General features: G+C 68.6%; 22 protein-coding genes. 12 read left to right on the top strand and 10 right to left on the bottom strand.

The annotated features are described in order from the left end of the window. Positions 1-65: 65 nt before the first annotated feature. Positions 66-533, top strand: coding sequence for an Lrp/AsnC family transcriptional regulator (locus tag ACNH6H_RS23525; protein ID WP_418320701.1), 468 nt, complete (start codon positions 66-68; stop codon positions 531-533). A gap of 10 nt (positions 534-543) precedes the next feature. Here ACNH6H_RS23525 and ACNH6H_RS23520 read toward each other — a convergent pair whose 3' ends face one another. From ACNH6H_RS23520 to ACNH6H_RS23500, 5 genes are all read right to left on the bottom strand, one after another. Beyond that, positions 544-1353, bottom strand: a complete 810-nt coding sequence (locus tag ACNH6H_RS23520; RefSeq protein WP_418320700.1) for a glutathione S-transferase family protein — start codon at positions 1351-1353, stop codon at positions 544-546. Positions 1354-1419: 66 nt separating this feature from the next. Further along, the gene (gene meaB, locus ACNH6H_RS23515) at positions 1420-2655 is read right to left on the bottom strand and encodes a methylmalonyl Co-A mutase-associated GTPase MeaB (RefSeq protein WP_418320699.1); all 1236 of its coding nucleotides are present in this window, start codon (positions 2653-2655) and stop codon (positions 1420-1422) included. A gap of 11 nt (positions 2656-2666) precedes the next feature. Beyond that, the gene (locus ACNH6H_RS23510; protein ID WP_418320698.1) at positions 2667-4346 is read right to left on the bottom strand and encodes an acyl-CoA mutase large subunit family protein; all 1680 of its coding nucleotides are present in this window, start codon (positions 4344-4346) and stop codon (positions 2667-2669) included. After that, positions 4343-4786: a cobalamin B12-binding domain-containing protein gene (locus ACNH6H_RS23505; protein ID WP_418320697.1), complete on the bottom strand. Its 444-nt coding sequence runs from the start codon at positions 4784-4786 to the stop codon at positions 4343-4345. The genes ACNH6H_RS23510 and ACNH6H_RS23505 overlap by 4 nt, the downstream gene beginning before the upstream one ends. Next, positions 4783-5361, bottom strand: a complete 579-nt coding sequence (locus ACNH6H_RS23500) for a TetR/AcrR family transcriptional regulator (RefSeq protein ID WP_418320696.1) — start codon at positions 5359-5361, stop codon at positions 4783-4785. Before ACNH6H_RS23500 ends, ACNH6H_RS23505 begins: the two co-directional genes overlap by 4 nt. Positions 5362-5726: 365 nt before the next feature. On the opposite strand from ACNH6H_RS23500, the gene ACNH6H_RS23495 reads away from it, so the two are divergent. From ACNH6H_RS23495 to ACNH6H_RS23460, 8 genes are all read left to right on the top strand, one after another. Then, complete coding sequence (locus ACNH6H_RS23495; RefSeq protein ID WP_418320695.1) at positions 5727-6428, top strand: glycosyltransferase; 702 nt, start codon at positions 5727-5729, stop codon at positions 6426-6428. Further along, positions 6422-7438, top strand: coding sequence for an acyl-CoA dehydrogenase (locus ACNH6H_RS23490; protein ID WP_418320694.1), 1017 nt, complete (start codon positions 6422-6424; stop codon positions 7436-7438). Before ACNH6H_RS23495 ends, ACNH6H_RS23490 begins: the two co-directional genes overlap by 7 nt. Then, the gene (locus ACNH6H_RS23485) at positions 7426-8199 is read left to right on the top strand and encodes a PIG-L deacetylase family protein (RefSeq protein WP_418320693.1); all 774 of its coding nucleotides are present in this window, start codon (positions 7426-7428) and stop codon (positions 8197-8199) included. The genes ACNH6H_RS23490 and ACNH6H_RS23485 overlap by 13 nt, the downstream gene beginning before the upstream one ends. Then, on the top strand, positions 8196-8810 hold the full coding sequence (locus ACNH6H_RS23480) for a class I SAM-dependent methyltransferase (protein ID WP_418320692.1): 615 nt from the start codon (positions 8196-8198) through the stop codon (positions 8808-8810). The genes ACNH6H_RS23485 and ACNH6H_RS23480 overlap by 4 nt, the downstream gene beginning before the upstream one ends. Before the next feature lie 116 nt (positions 8811-8926). After that, positions 8927-9580: a DUF3348 family protein gene (locus ACNH6H_RS23475; protein WP_418320691.1), complete on the top strand. Its 654-nt coding sequence runs from the start codon at positions 8927-8929 to the stop codon at positions 9578-9580. Next, on the top strand, positions 9577-11502 hold the full coding sequence (locus ACNH6H_RS23470; protein WP_418320690.1) for a DUF802 domain-containing protein: 1926 nt from the start codon (positions 9577-9579) through the stop codon (positions 11500-11502). The genes ACNH6H_RS23475 and ACNH6H_RS23470 overlap by 4 nt, the downstream gene beginning before the upstream one ends. Then, positions 11502-12152: an OmpA family protein gene (locus ACNH6H_RS23465; RefSeq protein WP_418320689.1), complete on the top strand. Its 651-nt coding sequence runs from the start codon at positions 11502-11504 to the stop codon at positions 12150-12152. Before ACNH6H_RS23470 ends, ACNH6H_RS23465 begins: the two co-directional genes overlap by 1 nt. Next, positions 12130-12912, top strand: a complete 783-nt coding sequence (locus ACNH6H_RS23460) for a DUF2894 domain-containing protein (protein ID WP_418320688.1) — start codon at positions 12130-12132, stop codon at positions 12910-12912. Before ACNH6H_RS23465 ends, ACNH6H_RS23460 begins: the two co-directional genes overlap by 23 nt. A gap of 48 nt (positions 12913-12960) precedes the next feature. On the opposite strand, the gene ACNH6H_RS23455 is transcribed toward ACNH6H_RS23460, so the two are convergent. The 3 genes from ACNH6H_RS23455 to dctP are packed head-to-tail and all read right to left on the bottom strand — an operon-like array spanning position 12961 to position 15767. Beyond that, positions 12961-14277: a TRAP transporter large permease gene (locus ACNH6H_RS23455; protein WP_418320687.1), complete on the bottom strand. Its 1317-nt coding sequence runs from the start codon at positions 14275-14277 to the stop codon at positions 12961-12963. Continuing rightward, the gene (locus ACNH6H_RS23450; protein ID WP_418320686.1) at positions 14277-14780 is read right to left on the bottom strand and encodes a TRAP transporter small permease; all 504 of its coding nucleotides are present in this window, start codon (positions 14778-14780) and stop codon (positions 14277-14279) included. Before ACNH6H_RS23450 ends, ACNH6H_RS23455 begins: the two co-directional genes overlap by 1 nt. 18 nt (positions 14781-14798) lie before the next feature. Beyond that, positions 14799-15767, bottom strand: coding sequence for a TRAP transporter substrate-binding protein DctP (gene dctP / locus ACNH6H_RS23445; protein WP_418320685.1), 969 nt, complete (start codon positions 15765-15767; stop codon positions 14799-14801). A 211-nt stretch (positions 15768-15978) separates the two neighbouring features. Here dctP and ACNH6H_RS23440 point away from each other — a divergent pair, with 211 nt between their 5' ends. From ACNH6H_RS23440 to bamE, 3 genes are all read left to right on the top strand, one after another. Beyond that, a complete protein-coding gene (locus tag ACNH6H_RS23440; protein WP_418320684.1) occupies positions 15979-16344 on the top strand; it encodes a hypothetical protein in 366 nt (121 codons plus the stop codon). A gap of 20 nt (positions 16345-16364) precedes the next feature. Then, on the top strand, positions 16365-16817 hold the full coding sequence (locus ACNH6H_RS23435) for a DUF302 domain-containing protein (RefSeq protein ID WP_418320683.1): 453 nt from the start codon (positions 16365-16367) through the stop codon (positions 16815-16817). Between the two features lie 156 nt (positions 16818-16973). After that, positions 16974-17297: an outer membrane protein assembly factor BamE domain-containing protein gene (gene bamE, locus ACNH6H_RS23430; protein ID WP_418320682.1), complete on the top strand. Its 324-nt coding sequence runs from the start codon at positions 16974-16976 to the stop codon at positions 17295-17297. Positions 17298-17318: 21 nt separating this feature from the next. On the opposite strand, the gene eda is transcribed toward bamE, so the two are convergent. Together eda and ACNH6H_RS23420 are read right to left on the bottom strand one after the other, a co-directional pair. After that, on the bottom strand, positions 17319-17942 hold the full coding sequence (gene eda / locus ACNH6H_RS23425) for a bifunctional 4-hydroxy-2-oxoglutarate aldolase/2-dehydro-3-deoxy-phosphogluconate aldolase (protein WP_418320681.1): 624 nt from the start codon (positions 17940-17942) through the stop codon (positions 17319-17321). A 34-nt stretch (positions 17943-17976) separates the two neighbouring features. After that, complete coding sequence (locus ACNH6H_RS23420) at positions 17977-19191, bottom strand: MFS transporter (protein WP_418320680.1); 1215 nt, start codon at positions 19189-19191, stop codon at positions 17977-17979. Between the last annotated feature and the right edge of the window lie 4 nt (positions 19192-19195).

Genomic DNA, 19195 nt, shown 5'->3' with positions numbered 1-19195 from the left:
GAAGCGCACCGCCGAGAGCTTTCGAATCAGCACAAAATGCTGCCGAATCAGCATTTGGAAGCAAAATGAACCTCGATGCCGTCGATCTGCGCATCCTGCGCGAACTGCAGGACGATGCCAGCCTGTCCAATGTCGCGCTCGCGCGCAAGGTGCATCTGTCGCCGTCGCCCTGCCTGGCGCGCGTGAAGGCACTGCAGGCGGCCGGGCTGATCCGCCGTTATGTCGCGCTGCTCGACCCGACCCGGCTCGGCCTGCACCTGAATGTCTTCATCTCGATCAGCCTGAAACAGCAGACCCGCAGCAGCCTCGAAGCCTTCGAGGCGAAGATCGGCGCGCGCGACGAGGTGATGGAGTGTTATCTGATGACCGGCGACGCCGACTACCTGATCCGCGTCGCGGTGCCCGACATCGCTGCGCTCGAGCGCTTCATCCTCGAGCAGCTGTCGCCGATGAAGGAGATCGAGAAGATCCGCTCGAGTTTTGCGCTGAAGCAGGTGCGCTACAAGACCGCATTGCCGCTCGGCCAGGCCTGACGCCGGCCGGTCATGCCGGCAGCAGGCCGAGTTCGGCGTCGGTCGCGTGGTGTTCGTATTTGTTGCGCGGCGGCCAGGGGCGCTCGCGCCAATCCGGCTCGAAGCTGAACGATGACACGCGACGGTCCGCCGGCAACGCGCCATTGCCCGAACCCATCGCATAGTCGTAGTAGAGCTTGACGATCTGTTCCTTCGTCACCTGCTGCGCCGCCGGATGGGCGAGGCAGGCCTCGACCCATTGCCGCACCCGCTGGCACGAACCGTCGTCGGGCCAGCTGAAATCCTCGTAGTAGTCGAGAAACCAGAAGCGCAAAAAAAATGGCGTGAAGACCGTTTCCGCCCAGCCGAACTGCTCGAACAGGAATGGGCCGGACGGCGCATGCTGCTGCAGAAAATCGTCGATCCGCCCATACAGCTTCAGCATGCCGCTGCGCAGTTCGTCGCGCCGCTGCGGATCCTGGTTCATCACCCAGACATAACCCTGGGTCGCGAAGGCGCCCTCCATCGCCACCAGCATGTTCTCGACCGCGCGCCGGTAAGGATCCCGCTGCGCGACCGGCCGATCCGGCAGCACGTCCTCGAGGTACTGCAGGATGACCAGGCTCTCCTTCAGGATGCGCTCGTCGCCGAGCTCCATCACCGGCAGCGCGGTCGTGCCGCGGGTCTTTTTCAGCAGGTCTTCCGAACGCGGCTTCGTGATGTCGACGACTCGGAATTCCACCGCATCGCGCCGGCCCTTCAGTTCGAGCAGGATCTCCAGCCGCTGGCTGAACGGGCAGACCGGGATGTGGTGGACGATGGGTTGATCGCGTTGAGGCATCAGGCAATCTCCGCAATGGCATTGAGCCATCGTAGCGGCAGCGCCGGGCAGCCGACCGGACGCTGCTCAGTCCGATGCGTTCTCGCCGCCGCCTTCGAGCGGACGGCTGGTCACGTAGACGGTGCCGGTGAAGCTGCACAACACCGCGCCGTCGCCGTCACGCGTCAGGTCGACGCGGTAGACCGCGAGCTTGCGCGAACGCGAAACCTCGACCGCCCGGGCCAGTACGGTCTCGCCGGCACGCGCCGCCTGCTGGTAGGTGATGTGGGCATCGATGCCGGCGGCAATGACGCCGTGCGAATTGCTGGCCAGACCGAAAGCGGTATCGGCAAGCGCAAACGTCACGCCGCCGTGGCAGGTGCCGTTGAAATTGAGGTGATCGGCGCGGATCGTCAGCGCCACCGTTGCATGTCCGGCGCCGCCATCGCGCAACGTGATGCCGAGATTTTTTGCCAGCGGGTCGCGCGCGAGCAGGCGCGACAGCAAGGCCGCCGCCGGCCCGGCCTGTGGATCGGTCTGCAGCCGCCTCCCCCGGCCACAGGCGCTGCGGTGGCCATCCAGCGCGGCCAGCAGCTCCGGCAATCCCTTGCCGTCGACCGCGCTGACGCCGAGCACCGGCACCTGCCAGGCGCCCGGCGCGCCGGCAGCACGCAGGTGCAGCATGTCGCGCAGGTCGCGGGCCGTCGGATCGGCTCCGGGCAGGTCGGCTTTGCTGACCACCAGCACGTCGGCGATTTCCAGGATGCCGGCCTTGATCGACTGGATATGGTCGCCGAGCCCCGGTGGGCAGGCAACGATGCGGCTATCGGCAACCTGCAGGATCTCGACCTCGGACTGCCCGGCTCCGACCGTCTCGACGATCACGGTGTCGAAACCGGCCGCATCGAGCAGGTCGACGATGCCGCGCGTCTGCGCCGACAACCCGCCGAGGTGGCCGCGCGACGCGACCGAGCGGATGAAAACGTCCGGATGGCTGCCATGTTCACCCATCCGAACCCGGTCACCGAGCACCGCACCGCCGGTCAGCGGGCTCGACGGATCGACCGCGACCACCGCGATCCGTTGGCCGAGCTCGAGCAAGGCGCCGAGCAGCGCATGGACCAGCGTCGATTTGCCGGCGCCGGGCGCTCCGGTGATGCCGACGATGTGGGCGCGGCCCGGCTTGCCGCCGAGCTGGCCGATCAGTTGATCGGCCTGCGCCTCGCCGCGTTCGAGCCGGCTGATCGCACGGGCGAGCACGCGCCGGTCGGCGAGTGGCGGTGAGGCTGCGGCCGTGTCACCGACTGGCGGCGCGTTCTGCATCACCGCCGCCATCAGACGATGGCCTGCACATGGCCGAAACCCATTTCGCGGCGCAGCACATCGCAGACCTCGCCGTGCGTGACGCCGGCTTCGACCGCATCGACGACGCGGCCGAACACGTTGTCCGCCGGATCGTTGGCGGCGCGCGCCAGCGCATCCTGCGCCTGGCGCACCGCATCCTGCGAGCGCAGTGCCTTGAATTCGCGCAGCCGCTGCACATGAGCCTGCATTACTTTCGGATCGGGCCGCCGGTTCGTCGGCCGTGCGCTGCTGTCCTCGTCGACCTGGTAGGCATTGACGCCGACCACGGTCTGCTCGCCACTTTCGACCTGGCGCTGGAAACGCGCCGCCGACTCGCCGATCATCCGCTGCACCAGCCCCGACTCGACCGCGCGGTACATGCCGCCGGCATCGTCGACGAGCTGCAGCACGCGGACGATTTCCTCCTCCATCTGGTCGGTCAGTTTTTCAAGATAGAAGCTGCCGCCGAGCGGGTCGATCACGTCGGTCAGGTGCGCCTCCTCGCGCAGCACGTTCTGCGTCGCGATCGCGATGCGGGCGCCGAATTCGCTCGGGCACGACAAGGCCTCGTCGTAGGCGTCGGTGTGCAGCGACTGCAGACCGCCGAAGATGCCGGCCATCGCCTGGATCGTCACGCGGGCGATGTTGTTCAGCGGCTGCTGGCGGGTCAGGTCGAGGCCGGAGGTCTGCGCATGAAACTTGAAGCGCCACGAACGCGGGTCCTTCGCGCCGAGCCGGTCTTTCGCGATCCGTGCCCAGATGCGGCGCGCGGCGCGCATCTTCGCGATCTCCTCGAAGAAGCTGATCGAGATGTCGAAGAAGAACGTGAAGCGCGGCAGAAACTGATCCGGGTCCATGCCGCGGTTGATGCAATCGTCGGCATTCTGGATCGCGGTCGACAGCATGAATGCCACCGCCTCGGCCGGCGTCGCACCGGCCTGCTGCATGTGCTGGCCGACCACCGACATCGGGTTCCAGCGCGGCAGGAACTCGTTGCAGAATGCGATGTGGTCGCCGAGGATGCGCCGCGCGCCGGGCAGCGCGATGCGGAAAAACATGTGGTTGGCGACGTAATGGCTGATGTAGTCGCTCTGGTTCGAGGTGCCGCTGATCTGCCGCCAGTCGGTGCCGCGCCGCTTGGCGGCGCCGAGCATGCAGGCGAGCAGCGTGAACGGCGACGGGTCGTTTTGCGCACACGAGGTTTTTGCCAGGTCGACGCCGGCCAGCGCCTCGTCCATGTCGTCGACGGTATTGATGACGGTGCCGCAGGTGCCGAGCAGTTCGATGTGCGACTCATCCGCGTCGTAGCCGCGGAACACCGAATTGCACGGGATCAGCGACAGCGCCGTCGCGCCCTGCGCCAGTACCTCGCGCAGCCGGACGTTGTATTCGGCCGGGGTGCCGAGGCCGATCAGCTGGCGCTGCGTCCAGGTGCGGCCGCGGTGCATCGTCGAATAAATCCCGCGGGTATACGGCGGCTGGCCCGGCACGCCGAGCGACTCGGCACGGTCGGCGGCATTCCAGTCGAGCGCGGTATACAGCGGCTGCACCGGGATGCCGGAGCGGTTGCGCACCTGACGGTCGTTCGGCAGCGCGGCCGAATACTCCTTCTGCCAGTTTTCCAGCGCGACCGAATACGAAAACAGTTTCGGGTCGAGGGCCTTGTTCATCGTGTCGTCTCCTCTGCGGTGGCGGCGCGGCGCGAACGCACCGACGCGGCCAGTTCGTGCACGAACGCGGCGATTTCACCCATCGCGGAGCCGGGGTGGAAGACGCGGGCGACACCGGCTTCGAGCAGCATCGCCTCGTCGGCATCGGGAACGATGCCACCAACGACGACACCGACATCGCCGAGCCCGGCCTCGTCGAGCGCGGCCATCAGCTTCGGCACGATCAGGTGGTCGGTCGCGAGCGACGAGATGCCGATCACGTCGACGTCTTCCTCGAGCGCCAGTTTGACGACGGTCGGGATCTCCTGCCACGGCGGCGTATAGATCACTTCCATCCCGGCATCGCGCAGCCCGGCCGCGACGATGCGGCTGCCGCGGTCGTGGCCGTCGAAACCGACCTTGGTGACCAGCACCTTTGGAATCAGCTGGTTGTGGTTCATGCATCAACCTCCTGGGCCTGGCGCAGCAGGCCGACAAATTTGCGGGCAATGCCGCGCGGATTGAACCGGCCGTCCGGCCGGTACCAGGTCTGCGACCAGTTCAACGCGCCCATCAGCATCAGCCGCAGCGCATGGCGGTCGGTGCCGCGGGCCAATGGCAACTGCTGCAGCAGTTCGTTGAACAGCCCCTCGTAGCGGTTGCGCAGTTCGACCAGCCGCGGCTCGGCAGCCGGCGCGTCGCTCGGCCGCACCCGAACCACCACCTGCGCGTAATCGTCGTCACGCAGGATCGCCTCGAGGTGGGCGACACAGGCCGCCTCGAGCCGGTCCCACGGATCGTCGTGCGGCTCGATGGCTGCCAGCACGGCTTCGGTGATCTGCTCGACGCCGCGCAGGTAAACCGCCACCAGCAGTTCGTCCTTGGTCGCGAAATGGCAATAGAGCGACCCGGGCAACATGCCGGCGGCCTGCGCAATCTGCCGCACCGACGCGCCTTCGTAGCCGCGGCTGCGGATCAGCCGGGCGGCGGCATCGAGCACGAGCGGCAGGCGGCTGTCGGCGTGAGGGGTGGCCATGCCGCACTATACCAAACGATCGTTTGTTAAAGAACTTGGGTTGCGCCCGCCTGGGCCGTGGGACTTTGCCGCTCAACCAGACCCATCAAAGCGAAACGCAGGCGCGTAGGAATGCGCCACAGCTTGTTGCCGGCCGGATGCCGATCTGACGGTCGGCCGACAGGACTTTCGATGCGGCGCCCCTGCCGCAAGGCGCGACGAGCAGCTAGGGTTGGCATTCGCACAGACAACGATTCCATCCGACGCCGCAAGCCGATGATTGCCGTTCATCCACCGCCGACCGTTCTTCAGAAGCCACCGCCCGCTCCGGCCGGGCGTTTCGCCGCTGCCGAGGCGGCACGCCAGATCACCGGCGAGGCCGCGCGGTGATCGGCGTCGTCGTCCCCGCCCACGACGAGGCGCACCTGATCGGCGACTGCCTGGCAAGCATCGGCCGCGCGGCCGCCGAGCCTGCGTTGCACAACGAGCAGGTGCTGGTCGTCGTCGTGCTCGATGCCTGCAGCGATGCCACCGGCGACGTCGCCCGCAGCCTCGGCGCAACCACGCTTGGCCTCACCTCGCGCAATGTCGGCATCGCCCGTGCAGCCGGCGCGCACCACTGCCTTGCTGCCGGCGCGCGCTGGCTTGCGTTCACCGATGCCGATTCGCAGGTTGCGCCCGACTGGCTCGCCGACCAGCTGGCACTGGCCGACGCCGGCCACGACGCCGTCTGCGGCACCGTGGCGGTTGCCGACTGGCAGGATCACGACGAGGCGACGCAGCGCCGCTACCACGCGGCGTATACCGACGCCGACGGGCACCGCCACATCCACGGCGCCAACCTCGGCATCGCCGCAGCGGCCTATCGCCGTGCTGGCGGCTTTCCGCCTTTTGCCTGCAGCGAGGACGTCGCGCTGGTCGAGGCGCTGCTCGCCGGCGGTGCGTCGGTCGCCTGGTCTGCGCGGCCGCGGGTGACCACCAGCGCCCGCCGCGACTTCCGCGCCGCCGGCGGTTTCGGCGCGACCTTGCTGCGCCTGGCCGGCGTCGGGATCGAAAGGCCGGCGGCTGCGCCGATCGGTGCATGTTGACGGCCGAAGTCATGAGCGCAGCGGATCCGGCCGACGCACTGCGCCGGCTGATCGACAGCGGCGCCGACCGGCTGCCGCTGCCCGGCTCCGGGCGCACGCTGGAACGCTGGCGAGCGCTCAGCGACGTCGCTGCGCGCGACCTTGCACTCGTCAAGCTGTTCGACGGCCATACCGATGCGCTGGCCATCCTCGCCGAACTGGGCCAGCGCGACGCCGCGCCGCCCGGCAGCAGCTGGGGCACCTGGGCCGCCGAGGCGCCGGGCGCGCGGGTCATTGCCAGCCGTCAGGCCGGCGGCGACTGGCGGCTCGACGGCCGCAAATCATGGTGCTCGGGCGCCCGGTTTCTGAGCCATGCGCTGCTGACGGTCTGGCTGGCCGATGGCGACGGACCCTGGCTGGCCCGGGTCGAATTGCGCCAGCCGGGTGTCTCCTTCGATGCCGAGCCGTGGCAGGCGGTCGGCATGGCCGACAGCGCCAGCATCGATGTCGTTTTTGATGGTGCGGCAGCCGAGCTGGTCGGCCGCAGCGGCGACTACCTGTCGCGGCCCGGCTTCTGGCACGGCGGCGCCGGCATCGCCGCCTGCTGGTACGGCGGCGCGCTCGGCATTGCAGGCGTTTTGCGCAGCGCGGTGCGGCGGGCCGCCGAACATGCAAAAGCCGGCGATCAGGCGGCGGCATTCAGGGCCGCGGCACTCGGCCGCGTCGACCTCGCCCTGGCGCAGACCGCGGCCTTGCTGCGTGCCGCTGCGGCCTGGATCGACGCGCATCCGCAGGCCGACGCGCAGGCGCTCGCGCTGCGGGTGCGGCTGTCGGCCGATGCAATGGCGCGTTGCGTGCTCGACGAAGTCGCACGGGCACTCGGGCCGGCGCCGTTCTGCCGCGATGCCGCGATGGCGCGCCGCCTGGCCGATTTGCCGGTCTTCATCCGGCAAAGTGGTGCCGACCGCGATGCGGCGGCGCTCGGCAGCTGGGCCGCCGACCAGACGGAGGCTGACCCGTGGGCGCTGTAGACGCCGCACGGCGCATCGTCGCCGACGGCACGCCGGAGTCGGCGTGGCAGCGCTGGCCACGGCTGCACCGGCTGCCGACACTGGCGCTCGACGAGCTGGTGCCGGCGGGCGCCCGGGCCATTGTCGTTGCGCCGCATCCGGACGACGAGGTGTTGGCCTTCGGCGGCCTGCTCGCGATGCTGGCCGCTCGCGGCTCGCCGATCTCGATCATTGCGGTGACCGACGGCGACGCCAGCCACCCCGGATCGCCGATCTGGTCGCCGCAGCGCCTCGCACTGCGGCGGCGCGAGGAATCAGCCGAGGGCCTGCGCCGCCTCGGCCTCGGCAAACTGCCGCTGCACCGGCTCGGTTGTCCGGACGGCCAGGTGCAGCGGCGGCGCCGCGGCGTCACTGCAATGCTGCAGCCGCTGCTGCGCGCCGGCGATCGCGTCTTCACGACCTGGTCGCACGACGGTCATCCTGACCATGAAGCCACCGCGTTGGCGGTCGAGCGCGCTTGTGCGACGGTTGGCGCAGTGGCGTTGCAGGCGCCGGTCTGGATGTGGCACTGGGCCGAGCCGGCCGACCCGCGCGTGCCGTGGGATCAGCTTTATCGGCTGCCGCTCGATGCCGAGACGCAGGCGCGCAAACGCGCAGCGATCGCCGCCCACCAGACGCAGCTGACGCCGCAGCACGACGGCCGCGACGCGGTGTTGACACCGCGACGGTTGAATCGGCTGCTGCGGCCTGCGGAATATTTCTTTCTCCGCCGGCCGCGATGAGCACGCCCGGCACCCACCACTCCGCTGCGGTATTCGCCGAGATGTTTGCCGCCAGCGACGACCCCTGGGGCTTTCGTTGCCGCTGGTACGAGCAGCGCAAACGCGCACTGACGCTGGCCAGCCTGCCGGCGCCGCGTTACCGGCGGGCCTTCGAGCCCGGCTGCGCGAATGGCGAACTGGCCGCCGCGCTGGCCGAACGCTGCGACGAGGTGGTCGCCAGCGACGGCATCGACGCCGCGGTCAGCCTGGCCCGCAGGCGGGTGTCATCGCTGCCGAATGTCGAGATCGTCCAGGGCTGGGTGCCCGACGACTGGCCGGCCGGCCGCTTCGACCTGATCGTGTTGTCGGAATTCGGTTTCTACCTGTCGCCATCGACGCTGGCGGCGGTGATCGAGCGCACGCTGGCCAGCCTCGACGACGGCGGCACCGTGCTCGCCTGCCACTGGCGGCATCCGGTTGCCGGCTTCGACGCCAGCGGCGACACCGTGCATGCCGCGCTGGCCGAGCGGATCGGGCTGCCGCGGCTCGTGCAACATGCCGAACCGGACTTCCTGCTCGACGTCTGGTGCCGCGATCCGCGCTCGGTGGCGCAACGCGAAGGCTTTGTCTGAGCGGTCGCCCGACCCGGGCCAGCCCCTGATCGCCCCCGGCCAGGCGTCCGGACCGGGCAAAAACCGCCGGCAACGTAAAATCCGCGGTTTTGCCCAGCAACCTGGTCGACGGCGCAATGCCACAGATTTCCCGCACGAGCTTCAATCAATCGCAGCTCGTTCGCCTGCTGTCGGATCTGCAGGTCGCCGAGGTGGCCGATTCCCCGCAGACCGTCGCTGAACGGCTGAGCCAGTGGGTCGGCTGGACCGATTCGATCGCGGTGGCCGACATATTGGCGGGCCTCGATCACGCCCCGCCCCGCCGCACCCCGCGCGCGGGCAGCCGCACATCGGCCGCCGACGACGCGGCGCGGCTGCGCGCCGACCTGGCCCGCGACATCTCGGCCGATCCGCTGCTGGCAGACGCCGATGCCGCCGACCGGGCGAGCTGTCGCGCCTGTTATCTGGCGCACCAGCAGTCGATGCAGGGACGGATCACCGCATTGCGCGACAAGCTGCGCACGACGCTGGCGCTGCGCTCGGCCGAACTCGGCCAGCTTGCGGCGCTGGACGCCGCGTTCGAGCGCGCGCTCGCGGCGCGCGAACGGCAGTCGCTCGGCGCAATCCCGGCCTTGCTGGACAAGGCTTTTGCCCAAGCACCGGCGGCCGGTTCGCCGGACGCCATCGGGCCGACGATGCAGCGGCTGCTGCTGGCCGAACTGGAGTTACGCATGTCACCGATCGACGGAATGATCGACGCACTGGCCGAACAGGCCGGCACCCCATCATGACGCGCCACCTCGGCGGCGCCGTCTTCCTGCTCGGGCTGGCCGCGATCGGCTGGGTCGCCTACGGCTATCTCGGCGCGAATCCACTCGCACTGACGATGACGGCGCTGATCGCCGCCGCCTACCTGGCTGGCGCACTCGAATTGCGGCGTTTCCAGCAGGCGACGCGAAGCCTCGGCGATGCGCTGGCCGGGCTACCCGAGCAGCTGGCGGTGCTGGACGACTGGCTGGCAAAGCTGCACCCGTCGCTGCGCACCGCGGTGCGCCTGCGCATAGAGGGCGAACGCGTCGCGCTGCCGGGGCCGTCGATGGCGCCGTATCTGGTCGGGCTGCTGGTGCTGCTCGGCATGCTCGGCACCTTCCTCGGCATGGTCGTCACGCTGAACGGCACGGTGCTGGCATTGGAGCAGACCAGCGACCTCGCGACAATGCGTTCGGCACTGGCCGCGCCGGTGAAGGGCCTGGGTCTTGCATTCGGCACCTCGGTCGCCGGCGTCGCCGCATCGGCGATGCTCGGCATGCTGCTGACGCTGCGCCGCCGCGAACGACAGCAGCTTGCGCAGCAGCTCGATGCGCGGATCGCGACCTCGCTGCAGCCGTTTTCGCTTGCCCACCAGCGCCGCCAGACGCTGCAGACGCTGCAGCTGCAGTCGCAGGCGCTGCCCGAACTGGTCGCGACGATGCAGGCCGCAATGCTGCAGATGGACAAGCACCACAGCGTGTTGAGCACGCAGCTGCTCGACGGCCAGCAGCAATTCTTCAGCCGCACCGAAAACGCTTTTTCCGAACTCGCCGCATCGGTCGACCGCTCGCTGCAGCAAAGCCTGGCCGAAGCCGGCCGAGCTGCCGGCAACGTGATCCAGCCGCTGGCCGAGGCGACGATGACGACGATTGCGCGCGAAAGTAGCGCCTTCCAGCAGAAGATCGCCGGCCAGGTCGAGCGCCAGCTCGACGGGCTTGCAACCCGCTTCGATGCAACGGTCGGCGGCGTTTCCGAGGCCTTGTCCGACTCGCTGGCCCGCCAGCAGCGTGGCAGCGAGGCGATGCTCGACGGCCTGCAGCAGACGCTGGCGGCATTCAGCCGAGAGTCCGGGCTGAGCCTGGAGCGCCAGTCGACGACGCTGCTGGCGACCGTCGAGCAGTCGCACACCACATTGCAGGCCGAGCTGGCGGCTGCAGACCGCAAGCGGCTGGAGCAATGGACGGTGTCGCTCGATGCGATGCGGCAGTCGCTGCAGCACGAGTGGCAGCAAGTCGGCCAGGCAACGCTGGCGCAGCAACAGCAGATCTGCCGGACGCTGGAACAGACGGCGGCGGCGATCCAGCAGCAGGCCGAGCTGCGTTCACGCGAGACGATCAATGAAGTCTCGCGGCTGGTCGAGACCGCCGCGCAGGCACCGCAGGCGGCGGCCGAGCTGGTTGCCGAACTGCGCGACAAGCTGTCGGCAAGCCTGAGCCGCGACAACGAGATGCTCGCCGAACGCAGCCGCATCATCACGAGCCTCACCAGCCTGCTCGATGCCGTCGACCATGCGGCGACGCAGCAGCGCGGCGCGATCGACACGCTGGTCGAATCGTCGGCGGCGATGCTGCAGCAGGCCGGCGCGCAGTTCGGCGAACGGATCGACGCCGAGTCGGCGAAGATCGAGACGGTCTCGGCGCAACTGTCCGCGAGCACCGTCGAGGCGGCCAGCGTCGGCGAGTCGTTCGGGCTTGCGGTCAAGCTGTTCGGCGACGCCAGCGAATCGATGATCGGCCAGCTGCAGCGCATCGAAGGCGCGCTCGGCAAATCGACCGCGCGCAGCGACGAGCAGCTCGGCTATTTTGTCGCCCAGGCGCGCGAGATCATCGACCTGTCGATCTCGTCGCAGCAACACATCATCGACCAGCTGCGCGAATTGTCGGCGCAGCGCGAGCCTGCGTGATGGACAACAGCATCGACTCGACCGGCATCGAGCACGACGCCCCGGCGTGGGCGGTGTTCGGCGACCTGATGTCGGGCCTGCTCGGCGCCTTCGTGCTGATGCTGGTGCTGGTGCTCGGCGTGCAATTGCAGCTGGTCGACAGCCTGCAGGCCGAGGTGCGCAAGCGCGAGCAAGCCGAGCAGCAACGCTCGGCACTGGAGCAGGCGCTCGCCGGCCCGCTGGCCAGCGGCCGGGTGACGCTGGAAAATGGCCGCATCGGCATCAGCGGCAGCGTGTTGTTTGCGCTGAGCTCGGACCAGCTGCAGCCAGAGGGCAAACAGCTGCTGCAAAGCCTTGCCGCGCCGCTGGCCGCCTACCTCGCGAGCCGCGATGAATTGCTGATGGTCAGCGGCTTTACCGACAACAAGCCGGTGCGCGACAGCAGCCGCCATTTTGCCGACAACCTCGAGCTGTCGGCGCAACGCGCGCTGACGGTGACGCGGGCGCTGATCGATGCCGGTGTGCCGTCGTCCTCGGTGTTTGCTGCCGCTTTCGGCGCCGAACAGCCGGTCGCGTCGAATGCCAATGCCGATGGCCGATCCCGCAATCGCCGCGTCGAGATGGCGCCGGTGCCGAAAGCGGCCAATGGTGGACAAGCCGCGCGTCGGTGAAGCCTGCGATCGGGCGCCGGCGTCGGGTGGCGATCCGGCGGCGGTGATCGCCGCATTGCGCGAGGCCGGCGCCGATCGCATTGATCCGGTGCGTTTCCGCTTCATCGAGACATTGGCGCAGCGCGCCGCGTCGCAGCATGGCGCGCTGCGGCGAGCGCTCGACGACAAGCTGCAGCAGGCACTGGCGGGTCTTGTCGGACAGCACGAGTCGGCAATCGCGGAACTGGCGCAACGTGCTGGCGCGCTCGCGCAGCGTTTCCCAGACGCCAGGCCCGAGATCGAAAGCCTGGTCGCCGATCGCGACGCGTGCGCGCTGCGCCGGCTGAGCGCGCGGCTCGAGGGCCGCGGCGACGTCGGGCCGCTGGCCGACCTGCTGCGCCGGCTCGACCGCAGCGCTGCGCCGCCGCGCGCTCCGGATTCGGCGCCGGCAACGCCCGGCGCGACGCCCGAACTGAAGGCGCTCCGCGAATCGCGCGATACCTGGGCGCGGCTGCGCATCGACCGGCAGATGGCGCAGTCGCAGGCCAGCGTGCCGGCGAATCCAGGGCCGCTCAATTCGCAGTTGCTGGTGCTGCGCGCGCTGCAGACGATGCAGGAGATTTCGCCGGCCTATCTGAAGGCATTTTTCCGCCAGCTCGATGCACTGTTCTGGCTCGACCAGGCGGCTGCCGGCCTGGCCACTCAAGCGCCTCCGCCGGCAAAAAGCGGCCGCGACGGTGGTGCCAAGAGCCGCAGCAGCGGGCGGCGCAAGAGCCGTTGAATACCGGTACGCCAGTTGAGCCTGCGCCCGCGACCGCTGGTCGGGTGCTCAGGGCACCAGCACCCCCGGCAGCCAGGTGCCGAGTTGCGGAAAGATCAGCAGCAGCGCCAGCACCAGCAGTTCGAGCAGCAGGAATGGCAGCGCAGCGCGATAGACCTCGCCGAGCGTGATGCCGGCCGGTGCGACACCCTTCATCACGAACAGCAGCAGCCCGAACGGCGGCGTCAGAAAGCTGATCTCCATCGCCAGCAGGTACAGCACGCCGAGCCACAGCAGGTCGATGCCGGCGGCCTGCGCAATCGGGATGAACAGCGGGATCGTGATCATCAGCATGCTGACCTGGTCGACGAAGCAGCCGAGAAACAGCAGCACGACGACCATCGCCGCAACCAGGCCGAGCGGCGGCAGACCGGATTGGCCGACCAGATCGACCAGGCCGCCGGTCGCGCCGGAGAAGGCGAGGATCTGCGCAAAGGTCACCGACGCGACGATGATGAACAGGATCATCACGCTGATGCGGGCGGTCTCGCGCAACGCGATCACCAGCTTGCCGAGGTCCAGTGCGCGGTAGCCGATGGCAGCCAGCGCCGACGCGACGCAGCCGAGCGCGGCCGATTCGGTCGGCGTCGCGATGCCGGCGACCAGGCTGCCGATCACCGCGATGAAGACCAGCGACAGCGGAACGACGTCGACCAGGAATGGCCGGTAACGGGCCCAGCCGGCGACCACCGGCCCGTCGTCGCGCGGCGCCCGGCTTGGGTCGATGATGCAGGCGACGACGATATAGCCGATGAACAGCACCGCGAGCATCAATGCCGGCACGATGCCGGCAATCAGCAGCTTCGAGATCGACATGCCGGCGAGGCTGCCGAGCAGCACCGCGAGCGCCGACGGCGGGATCAGCATCGCAATGCCGCCGGTGGCCATGATCGGGCCCATCGAGATCTTCGGCTCGTAGCCGCGCTTGAACATGTCCGGCAGCAGCGCACTGCCGAGCATCGCGGTATTCGCGAGCGACGAGCCGGACAGCGCCGCAAACACCGTGCCGCCGACGACGCTGACGATCGGCAGCCGGCCCGGCACGCGGGCGATCAGCTTCTCGATCGCATTGATCGCGCGAAAGGCGACGCCGCTGTGCAGCAGGATCTCGCCCATCAGCACGAACAGCGGAATCGGCGCCAGCGAATAGTTCGCCACCGCGGTTGCCGAATTGCGCACCATCTGCGCGAGCCCCGCATCGCCGCCGAGAAACACCATCGCGCCGAGCACATTGACGACGAAGAACGCGAATGCCACCGGCAGGCCGAGCAGCAGCAGCGTGCACAGCGGGCCCAGCATCAGCGCCAGCGCGAGGTACCAGCTCATCAGAAGTCCCTCGCGCCGCTCGGCTCGACCTGGCCGATCCACAACCGGCGCGCGAATTCGAGCACCAGCAGCGCCATCGAGACGACGACGACCGCGAACAGCCACCATTCGGGGAAGACCAGCGTCTTCAGCACGATGCTGCCGTCGCGCCAGGCGGTCCAGGTCACCTGGACTGAATAGACCAGCAGCACCAGGCAGACCAGCAGACCGATGCCGTCGGCAATGCGCCGAACCAGCCGGCGCGGCCGCTCCGGCAATGCGCCGACCGCGAAGTCGACCTGCACATGCCCGTTGTGCCGCAGCAGCCAGGGCGCGGCCAGAAAGGTCGACGCAAACAGCGTGTATTCGACCAGTTCGGCGAGGCCGGCCAGCGTGTCACCAGTCGCGCTGCGCAGCAGCACGTCGTAGGTGGTGGCCAGCGCGATCAGCCCGAAAACCGCGCCGGCACCGACGCCGAGCAGGTCGAGCAGCCTCTCGACGCCGCGCTTCTTGTCGCGCTCCACCGCGTTGCGGGCGCCGCGTTATTTCGCGAGCAGTTCGCGCAGCCGGTCGGCGTTGGCCGGCGCGACCTTCTTGATCTGCGCCCAGCCCGACTCGCGCGCGGTATTCAGCCAGGTCTCGCGGTCCTTGCCTTCGAAGGTGATCGCCTTGATGCCGGCTTCCGACTGCTTCTTGACCTCGGCCTGGTTGATCTGCACGTTGTCGGCATTGCTCGCCTCGATCTCGGCGGCGGTTTTCGTCAGCAATGCGCGTTGCGCATCGTTGAGCTTTTTCCAGGTATCGAGGTTGACGAGAAAGTTGACGTCGACCGTATAGAAGCCGGGGTCGACGCGGAATTTCGTCTTCTCCTGCCAGCCGAGGTCGAGGATGCCCTGCGTCGGCCAGCCGTAGCCGTCGATCACGTTGCGTTCGAGCGCGGTATAGACCTCGCCGGGCGCGGTCTGCACGAGGTTCGCGCCAAGGTCGTTGAAGAACGCGCGGTAGACCGGCGTGACGCGCAGCTTCAGGCCTTTCAGGTCGGGCTTGTCGAGCGGCTTGTTCAGATAGAGGTGGAACGGCACGCCGTCGCCGGTGCGCGCGAGGTACCAGGCGTTGAGCTTGTCGTTGTGCAGCTTGTTGATGAACTCCCAGGCGCCGTTCTTGCGCTGCTCCTGGATCGTCCGCTCGGCGAGCTTGAATGCATCGGCCTCGGGCATCAGGTTGGTATAAAACGCGCCGGTGACGTTGGCGATGTCGACGACACCGTTTTTCACCGCATTGCCGACCTCGAACGGCGGCATCGCTTTCGGGCCGCCGATGTAGTTGATCTTCAGCAGGCCCTTGCCGTTGGCATTGACCTTGTCGATGAAGGCCTCGAACGGCTTCGCGAAGGTGGTGCCTTCCTGGAAGGCATTGATCGCACGCAGCGTCACTTCCTGCGCCTGGGCGAAGGCGGCGGTCGAGCAGGCTGCGGCCAGTGCGAGCGTGCGAAATATCTTCGAATGCGCCATCTGCAACTCCCGGTGTCATTGAAGAGCGCGGATGATAGCCCGGGGTCGCGTGCAGCAATGCCATGGATATCCCACGGGTCGGCGCAGCGCATGCGCCCGCCTTTTTCCGCGGGCCGCGGAACCGCGGCGGCTGCGCCGGGTCCACACCTGAGCAATCCATGTCGCCGGCAGCCTCTGCGGCGTCGAATCCAAGAGTTCGAATCGTCCTGGCATGACAGACAAACGCACCGCCTTGCAAGACCTGTGGCAATTCGAGCGCGAATTCTGGCTCGCCGATGCCGCAAAGATCCGGCAGCGGCTCGCCGAACCGGCGCTGCTGGTATTTCCGCCGCCCACCGGCGTGCTGCAAGGCATGGCCGGCGTTGAGGCGCTGGCAGCAGCGCCGCGCTGGACCAGTGTCGTGCTGCGCAAGCAGACGCTGAATTTTCCGGCAGCCGGCGTCGCGGTGCTCGCCTATGCGGTGCGTGCCGGGCGCGACGATTCGCCCGACCACCAGGCCTTGTGCAGCTCGACCTATGTCCACGACGGTGAAGCCTGGAAGCTGGCGCTGCACCACCAGACGGCGCTGACCGAATGATCAACTTTGAAGGAATGGCAATGAACTTGACCCGGCTGATCGCCAGCGGCGTGCTGCTGACCGCGGCATTGACCGCCCATGCCGCGGATGGCCTCGTGACCGTGCGCAGCCCGCACGGCGCGAAGGCGACCATGGACAAGCTCGAAGCGCTGGTCAAGCAGCGTGGCATGAACGTGTTTGCCCGCATCGACCATGCGGCCGGCGCCCGAAAGATCGGCAAGAGTCTGCGGCCGACCGAATTGCTGGTATTCGGCAATCCGCAGGGTGGCACGCCGCTGATGGAATGTGCACAATCGGCTGGCATCGACCTGCCGCTGAAGGCCCTGGTCTGGGAGGATGCGTCGGGCCAGGTCTGGCTCGGCAGCAATGACCCGGCGTGGATTGCCGCCCGCCACGCCGCCGCGTCATGCCCGGTCGTCGAAAAGCTCGACACGGCGGTGAAGGATCTGCTGGCGGCAACGGTCGCACCCTGACGTGATCGTGTCGCCGGATTGCGTTTTCGAAAGATTCAGAAGCGGCGGGCCGACGCATCGGTGATCGACCCGCTGGAGACGCCGACAGGCAAGCGGGCGCCTGCCGGCTGCGCGGTGCGGCACCGGATCTTTGACCCGCGAAGTGGAGAAATCACGATGAACGGACAGCACACGAATCGCCGCCGGGCCCCGCGGCTGCTGGCGCTTTGCTGCGGCATTGCTGCTGCAGCGGCAGTGCATGCGGCGACCGGGTTCAATGTGACGCCGGAGCAGTTCGGCCAGATCAAGCAGGGCATGAGCCGCAGCGAGGTGCTGCAGGCACTCGGCAAGCCGGCCGGCGAACGGCAGTACGGCAACCGCGCCGGTGTGACCTGGGTCTACAACCTGCTGAGCTTCGGCCGCCGCAACGTGCACATCGATTTCGACGTCGAGGGGCGCGTCGTCGCGACCAGCACGCGTGGAGACCGCAGCGGCAACTGAAACGCGCGTCTGCGTTGCGATTCAGCGGCGCAGCGTCGCGGTTTGCCGCGCCAGCCGGGTGATGCGGGCCCAGTCACCCGATTCGACCGCGTCGGCCGGCGTCAGCCATGAGCCGCCGCAGACCTTGACGTTCGGCAGCGCCAGAAAATCCGGCGCGGATTCGGGCGTCAGGCCGCCGGTCGGGCAGAAGACGACATCGTGGAACGGCCCGGCCAGCGCCTTCAGCATCGCCAGCCCGCCGGCCTGCACCGCCGGGAAGAATTTCAGGAAATACAGGCCGTCGTCGTTGGCCGCCATCACCTCGCCGGCGGTCGCGACGCCCGGCAGCAGCGGCAGGCCGACCGTCTTGCAGGCAGCACCGATCGCTTGCGAATAACCCGGGCTGACGGCAAACCGGCAGCCGGCGTCGAGCGCCGCGCGGGCATCGCCGGCGTTGCGCACGGTGCCGGCGCCGACGATCGCATCGGGCACGTGGCGGGCGATCGCCTCGATGCAGGCCAGCGCCTTCGGCGTGCGCAGCGTCACTTCGAGCACCTTGACGCCGCCTGCGAGCAGCGCTTCGGCCAGCGGCACCGCGTGCTCGACCTCGTGCAGCACGATGACCGGAATGACGGGACCGTGGTCGGCAAGGCTGAGTGTGTTCATGATGGTGTTCAGGTAGGCGACCGGACTCGTCCGGTCAGGTTGCGGAAGATGGCGCGGCACTGCGGCGAAGACCACGTGCGATCCAGCTGCCCGAGCCGACCGCGGCGCCCATCAGCCAGAACATCACGCCTGGTCCGAGCAGGCTGCCGCCGAGGCCGAAGGCCAGCGGCATCACGGTATTCGAGACGCTGATCGCCATCGAGCGGAAGGCGATCACCTCGCCGTGCCGCCCCTCCGGCGCAACCGCATACAGCGCGGAGACGACCGTCGGCTGCACCGCTCCGAGCGCGAGGCCGAGCAGCGCCGCGCTGATGCCCATCTGCCACGGGCTGGCGGCAAACGGGTAGACGGCAAAGATCAGCGCGGTGACCAGCATCGCGGTGCTGAGCAGCCTGCCTTCGTTGATTCGGTGCGCGAGCAGCGGAATCAGCACCCGCACCATCGTCACCGCCAGCGTGAACGCGCCGAGCACCAGGCCGATCGTCGATGCGCTGAACTGCCGCGCATGGCCGAGCACCGGCACCGCGAAGCTGTGCACATCCCAGCTCGCCGACAGCAGCCAGTTGACAAAGAGCAGGCGGCGCAGGCCGGGCACCGCCAGCAGCTCGGCGAGCCGGCCACGCGGCGCGATCGCCGTCGCGTCGGCTCGCCCGGTTTCGCGCGGCAGCCCGCGCGCCAGAAGCAGTGCCGCCAGCGGCAATACCGCCATCAATGCATAGGCCCAGCCGAAACCGGCGCCGTCGATCAGCACGCCGCTTGCCACCGGCCCGACCGCCGACGCCAGCGACGGCGCCATCGCAAGCCAGCTGAAGATGCGCAGCCGCGCACTGGCATCGGTACCGAGCCGGCCACCGCTGCGCTGGGTCGCGATGCCGCAGATGTTGGCGCCCGCGCCCGCCGCCGCGGCGGCGAAACACAGCAGCCCGAACTGCCACAGGCCGGGCAGGCGGACTGCCAGCAGTGCCAGCGCCGAACCGGCGACGGTCAGGCCGACCGCCAGCTGCAACGGCCGGTGATAACCCCAGCGGTCGGTCATCCGGCCGGTCGGCATCGCGGTCAGCACCGGCAGCAGCGTGAACAAGGCCAGCAGCAGCCCGACCGACCATGCCGCATGACCGGCCTCGAGCGCCTGCAGCGGCGCGGCCATCCGCACGCCGGCCATCGACGTATTGACGGCCAGCTGGGCGAGGATCAGCGACAGCAGCAGCCGGCTGTTGCCGTCGAGCCGCGGAAGGTGCAATCGGGGCAAGGGG

This window comes from Pseudideonella sakaiensis, assembly GCF_048320135.1.
GTDB classification, from domain to species: Bacteria; Pseudomonadota; Gammaproteobacteria; order Burkholderiales; family Burkholderiaceae_C; genus Ideonella_A; species Ideonella_A sakaiensis_A.
The sequence above is the reverse complement of the archived record's forward strand: the minus strand, read 5'-3'. Positions and strand labels throughout refer to the sequence as shown.

Bases quoted from the DNA above. Each gene is read 5' to 3' on its own strand.
- ACNH6H_RS23525 (WP_418320701.1), top strand. From the start codon at position 66: ATGAACCTCGATGCCGTCGATCTGCGCATCCTGCGCGAACTGCAGGAC.
- ACNH6H_RS23520 (WP_418320700.1), bottom strand. From the start codon at position 1,353: ATGCCTCAACGCGATCAACCCATCGTCCACCACATCCCGGTCTGCCCG.
- meaB (WP_418320699.1), bottom strand. From the start codon at position 2,655: ATGCAGAACGCGCCGCCAGTCGGTGACACGGCCGCAGCCTCACCGCCA.
- ACNH6H_RS23510 (WP_418320698.1), bottom strand. From the start codon at position 4,346: ATGAACAAGGCCCTCGACCCGAAACTGTTTTCGTATTCGGTCGCGCTG.
- ACNH6H_RS23505 (WP_418320697.1), bottom strand. From the start codon at position 4,786: ATGAACCACAACCAGCTGATTCCAAAGGTGCTGGTCACCAAGGTCGGT.
- ACNH6H_RS23500 (WP_418320696.1), bottom strand. From the start codon at position 5,361: ATGGCCACCCCTCACGCCGACAGCCGCCTGCCGCTCGTGCTCGATGCC.
- ACNH6H_RS23490 (WP_418320694.1), top strand. From the start codon at position 6,422: ATGTTGACGGCCGAAGTCATGAGCGCAGCGGATCCGGCCGACGCACTG.
- ACNH6H_RS23480 (WP_418320692.1), top strand. From the start codon at position 8,196: ATGAGCACGCCCGGCACCCACCACTCCGCTGCGGTATTCGCCGAGATG.
- ACNH6H_RS23475 (WP_418320691.1), top strand. From the start codon at position 8,927: ATGCCACAGATTTCCCGCACGAGCTTCAATCAATCGCAGCTCGTTCGC.
- ACNH6H_RS23470 (WP_418320690.1), top strand. From the start codon at position 9,577: ATGACGCGCCACCTCGGCGGCGCCGTCTTCCTGCTCGGGCTGGCCGCG.
- ACNH6H_RS23465 (WP_418320689.1), top strand. From the start codon at position 11,502: ATGGACAACAGCATCGACTCGACCGGCATCGAGCACGACGCCCCGGCG.
- ACNH6H_RS23455 (WP_418320687.1), bottom strand. From the start codon at position 14,277: ATGAGCTGGTACCTCGCGCTGGCGCTGATGCTGGGCCCGCTGTGCACG.
- dctP (WP_418320685.1), bottom strand. From the start codon at position 15,767: ATGGCGCATTCGAAGATATTTCGCACGCTCGCACTGGCCGCAGCCTGC.
- ACNH6H_RS23440 (WP_418320684.1), top strand. From the start codon at position 15,979: ATGACAGACAAACGCACCGCCTTGCAAGACCTGTGGCAATTCGAGCGC.
- ACNH6H_RS23435 (WP_418320683.1), top strand. From the start codon at position 16,365: ATGAACTTGACCCGGCTGATCGCCAGCGGCGTGCTGCTGACCGCGGCA.
- bamE (WP_418320682.1), top strand. From the start codon at position 16,974: ATGAACGGACAGCACACGAATCGCCGCCGGGCCCCGCGGCTGCTGGCG.
- eda (WP_418320681.1), bottom strand. From the start codon at position 17,942: ATGAACACACTCAGCCTTGCCGACCACGGTCCCGTCATTCCGGTCATC.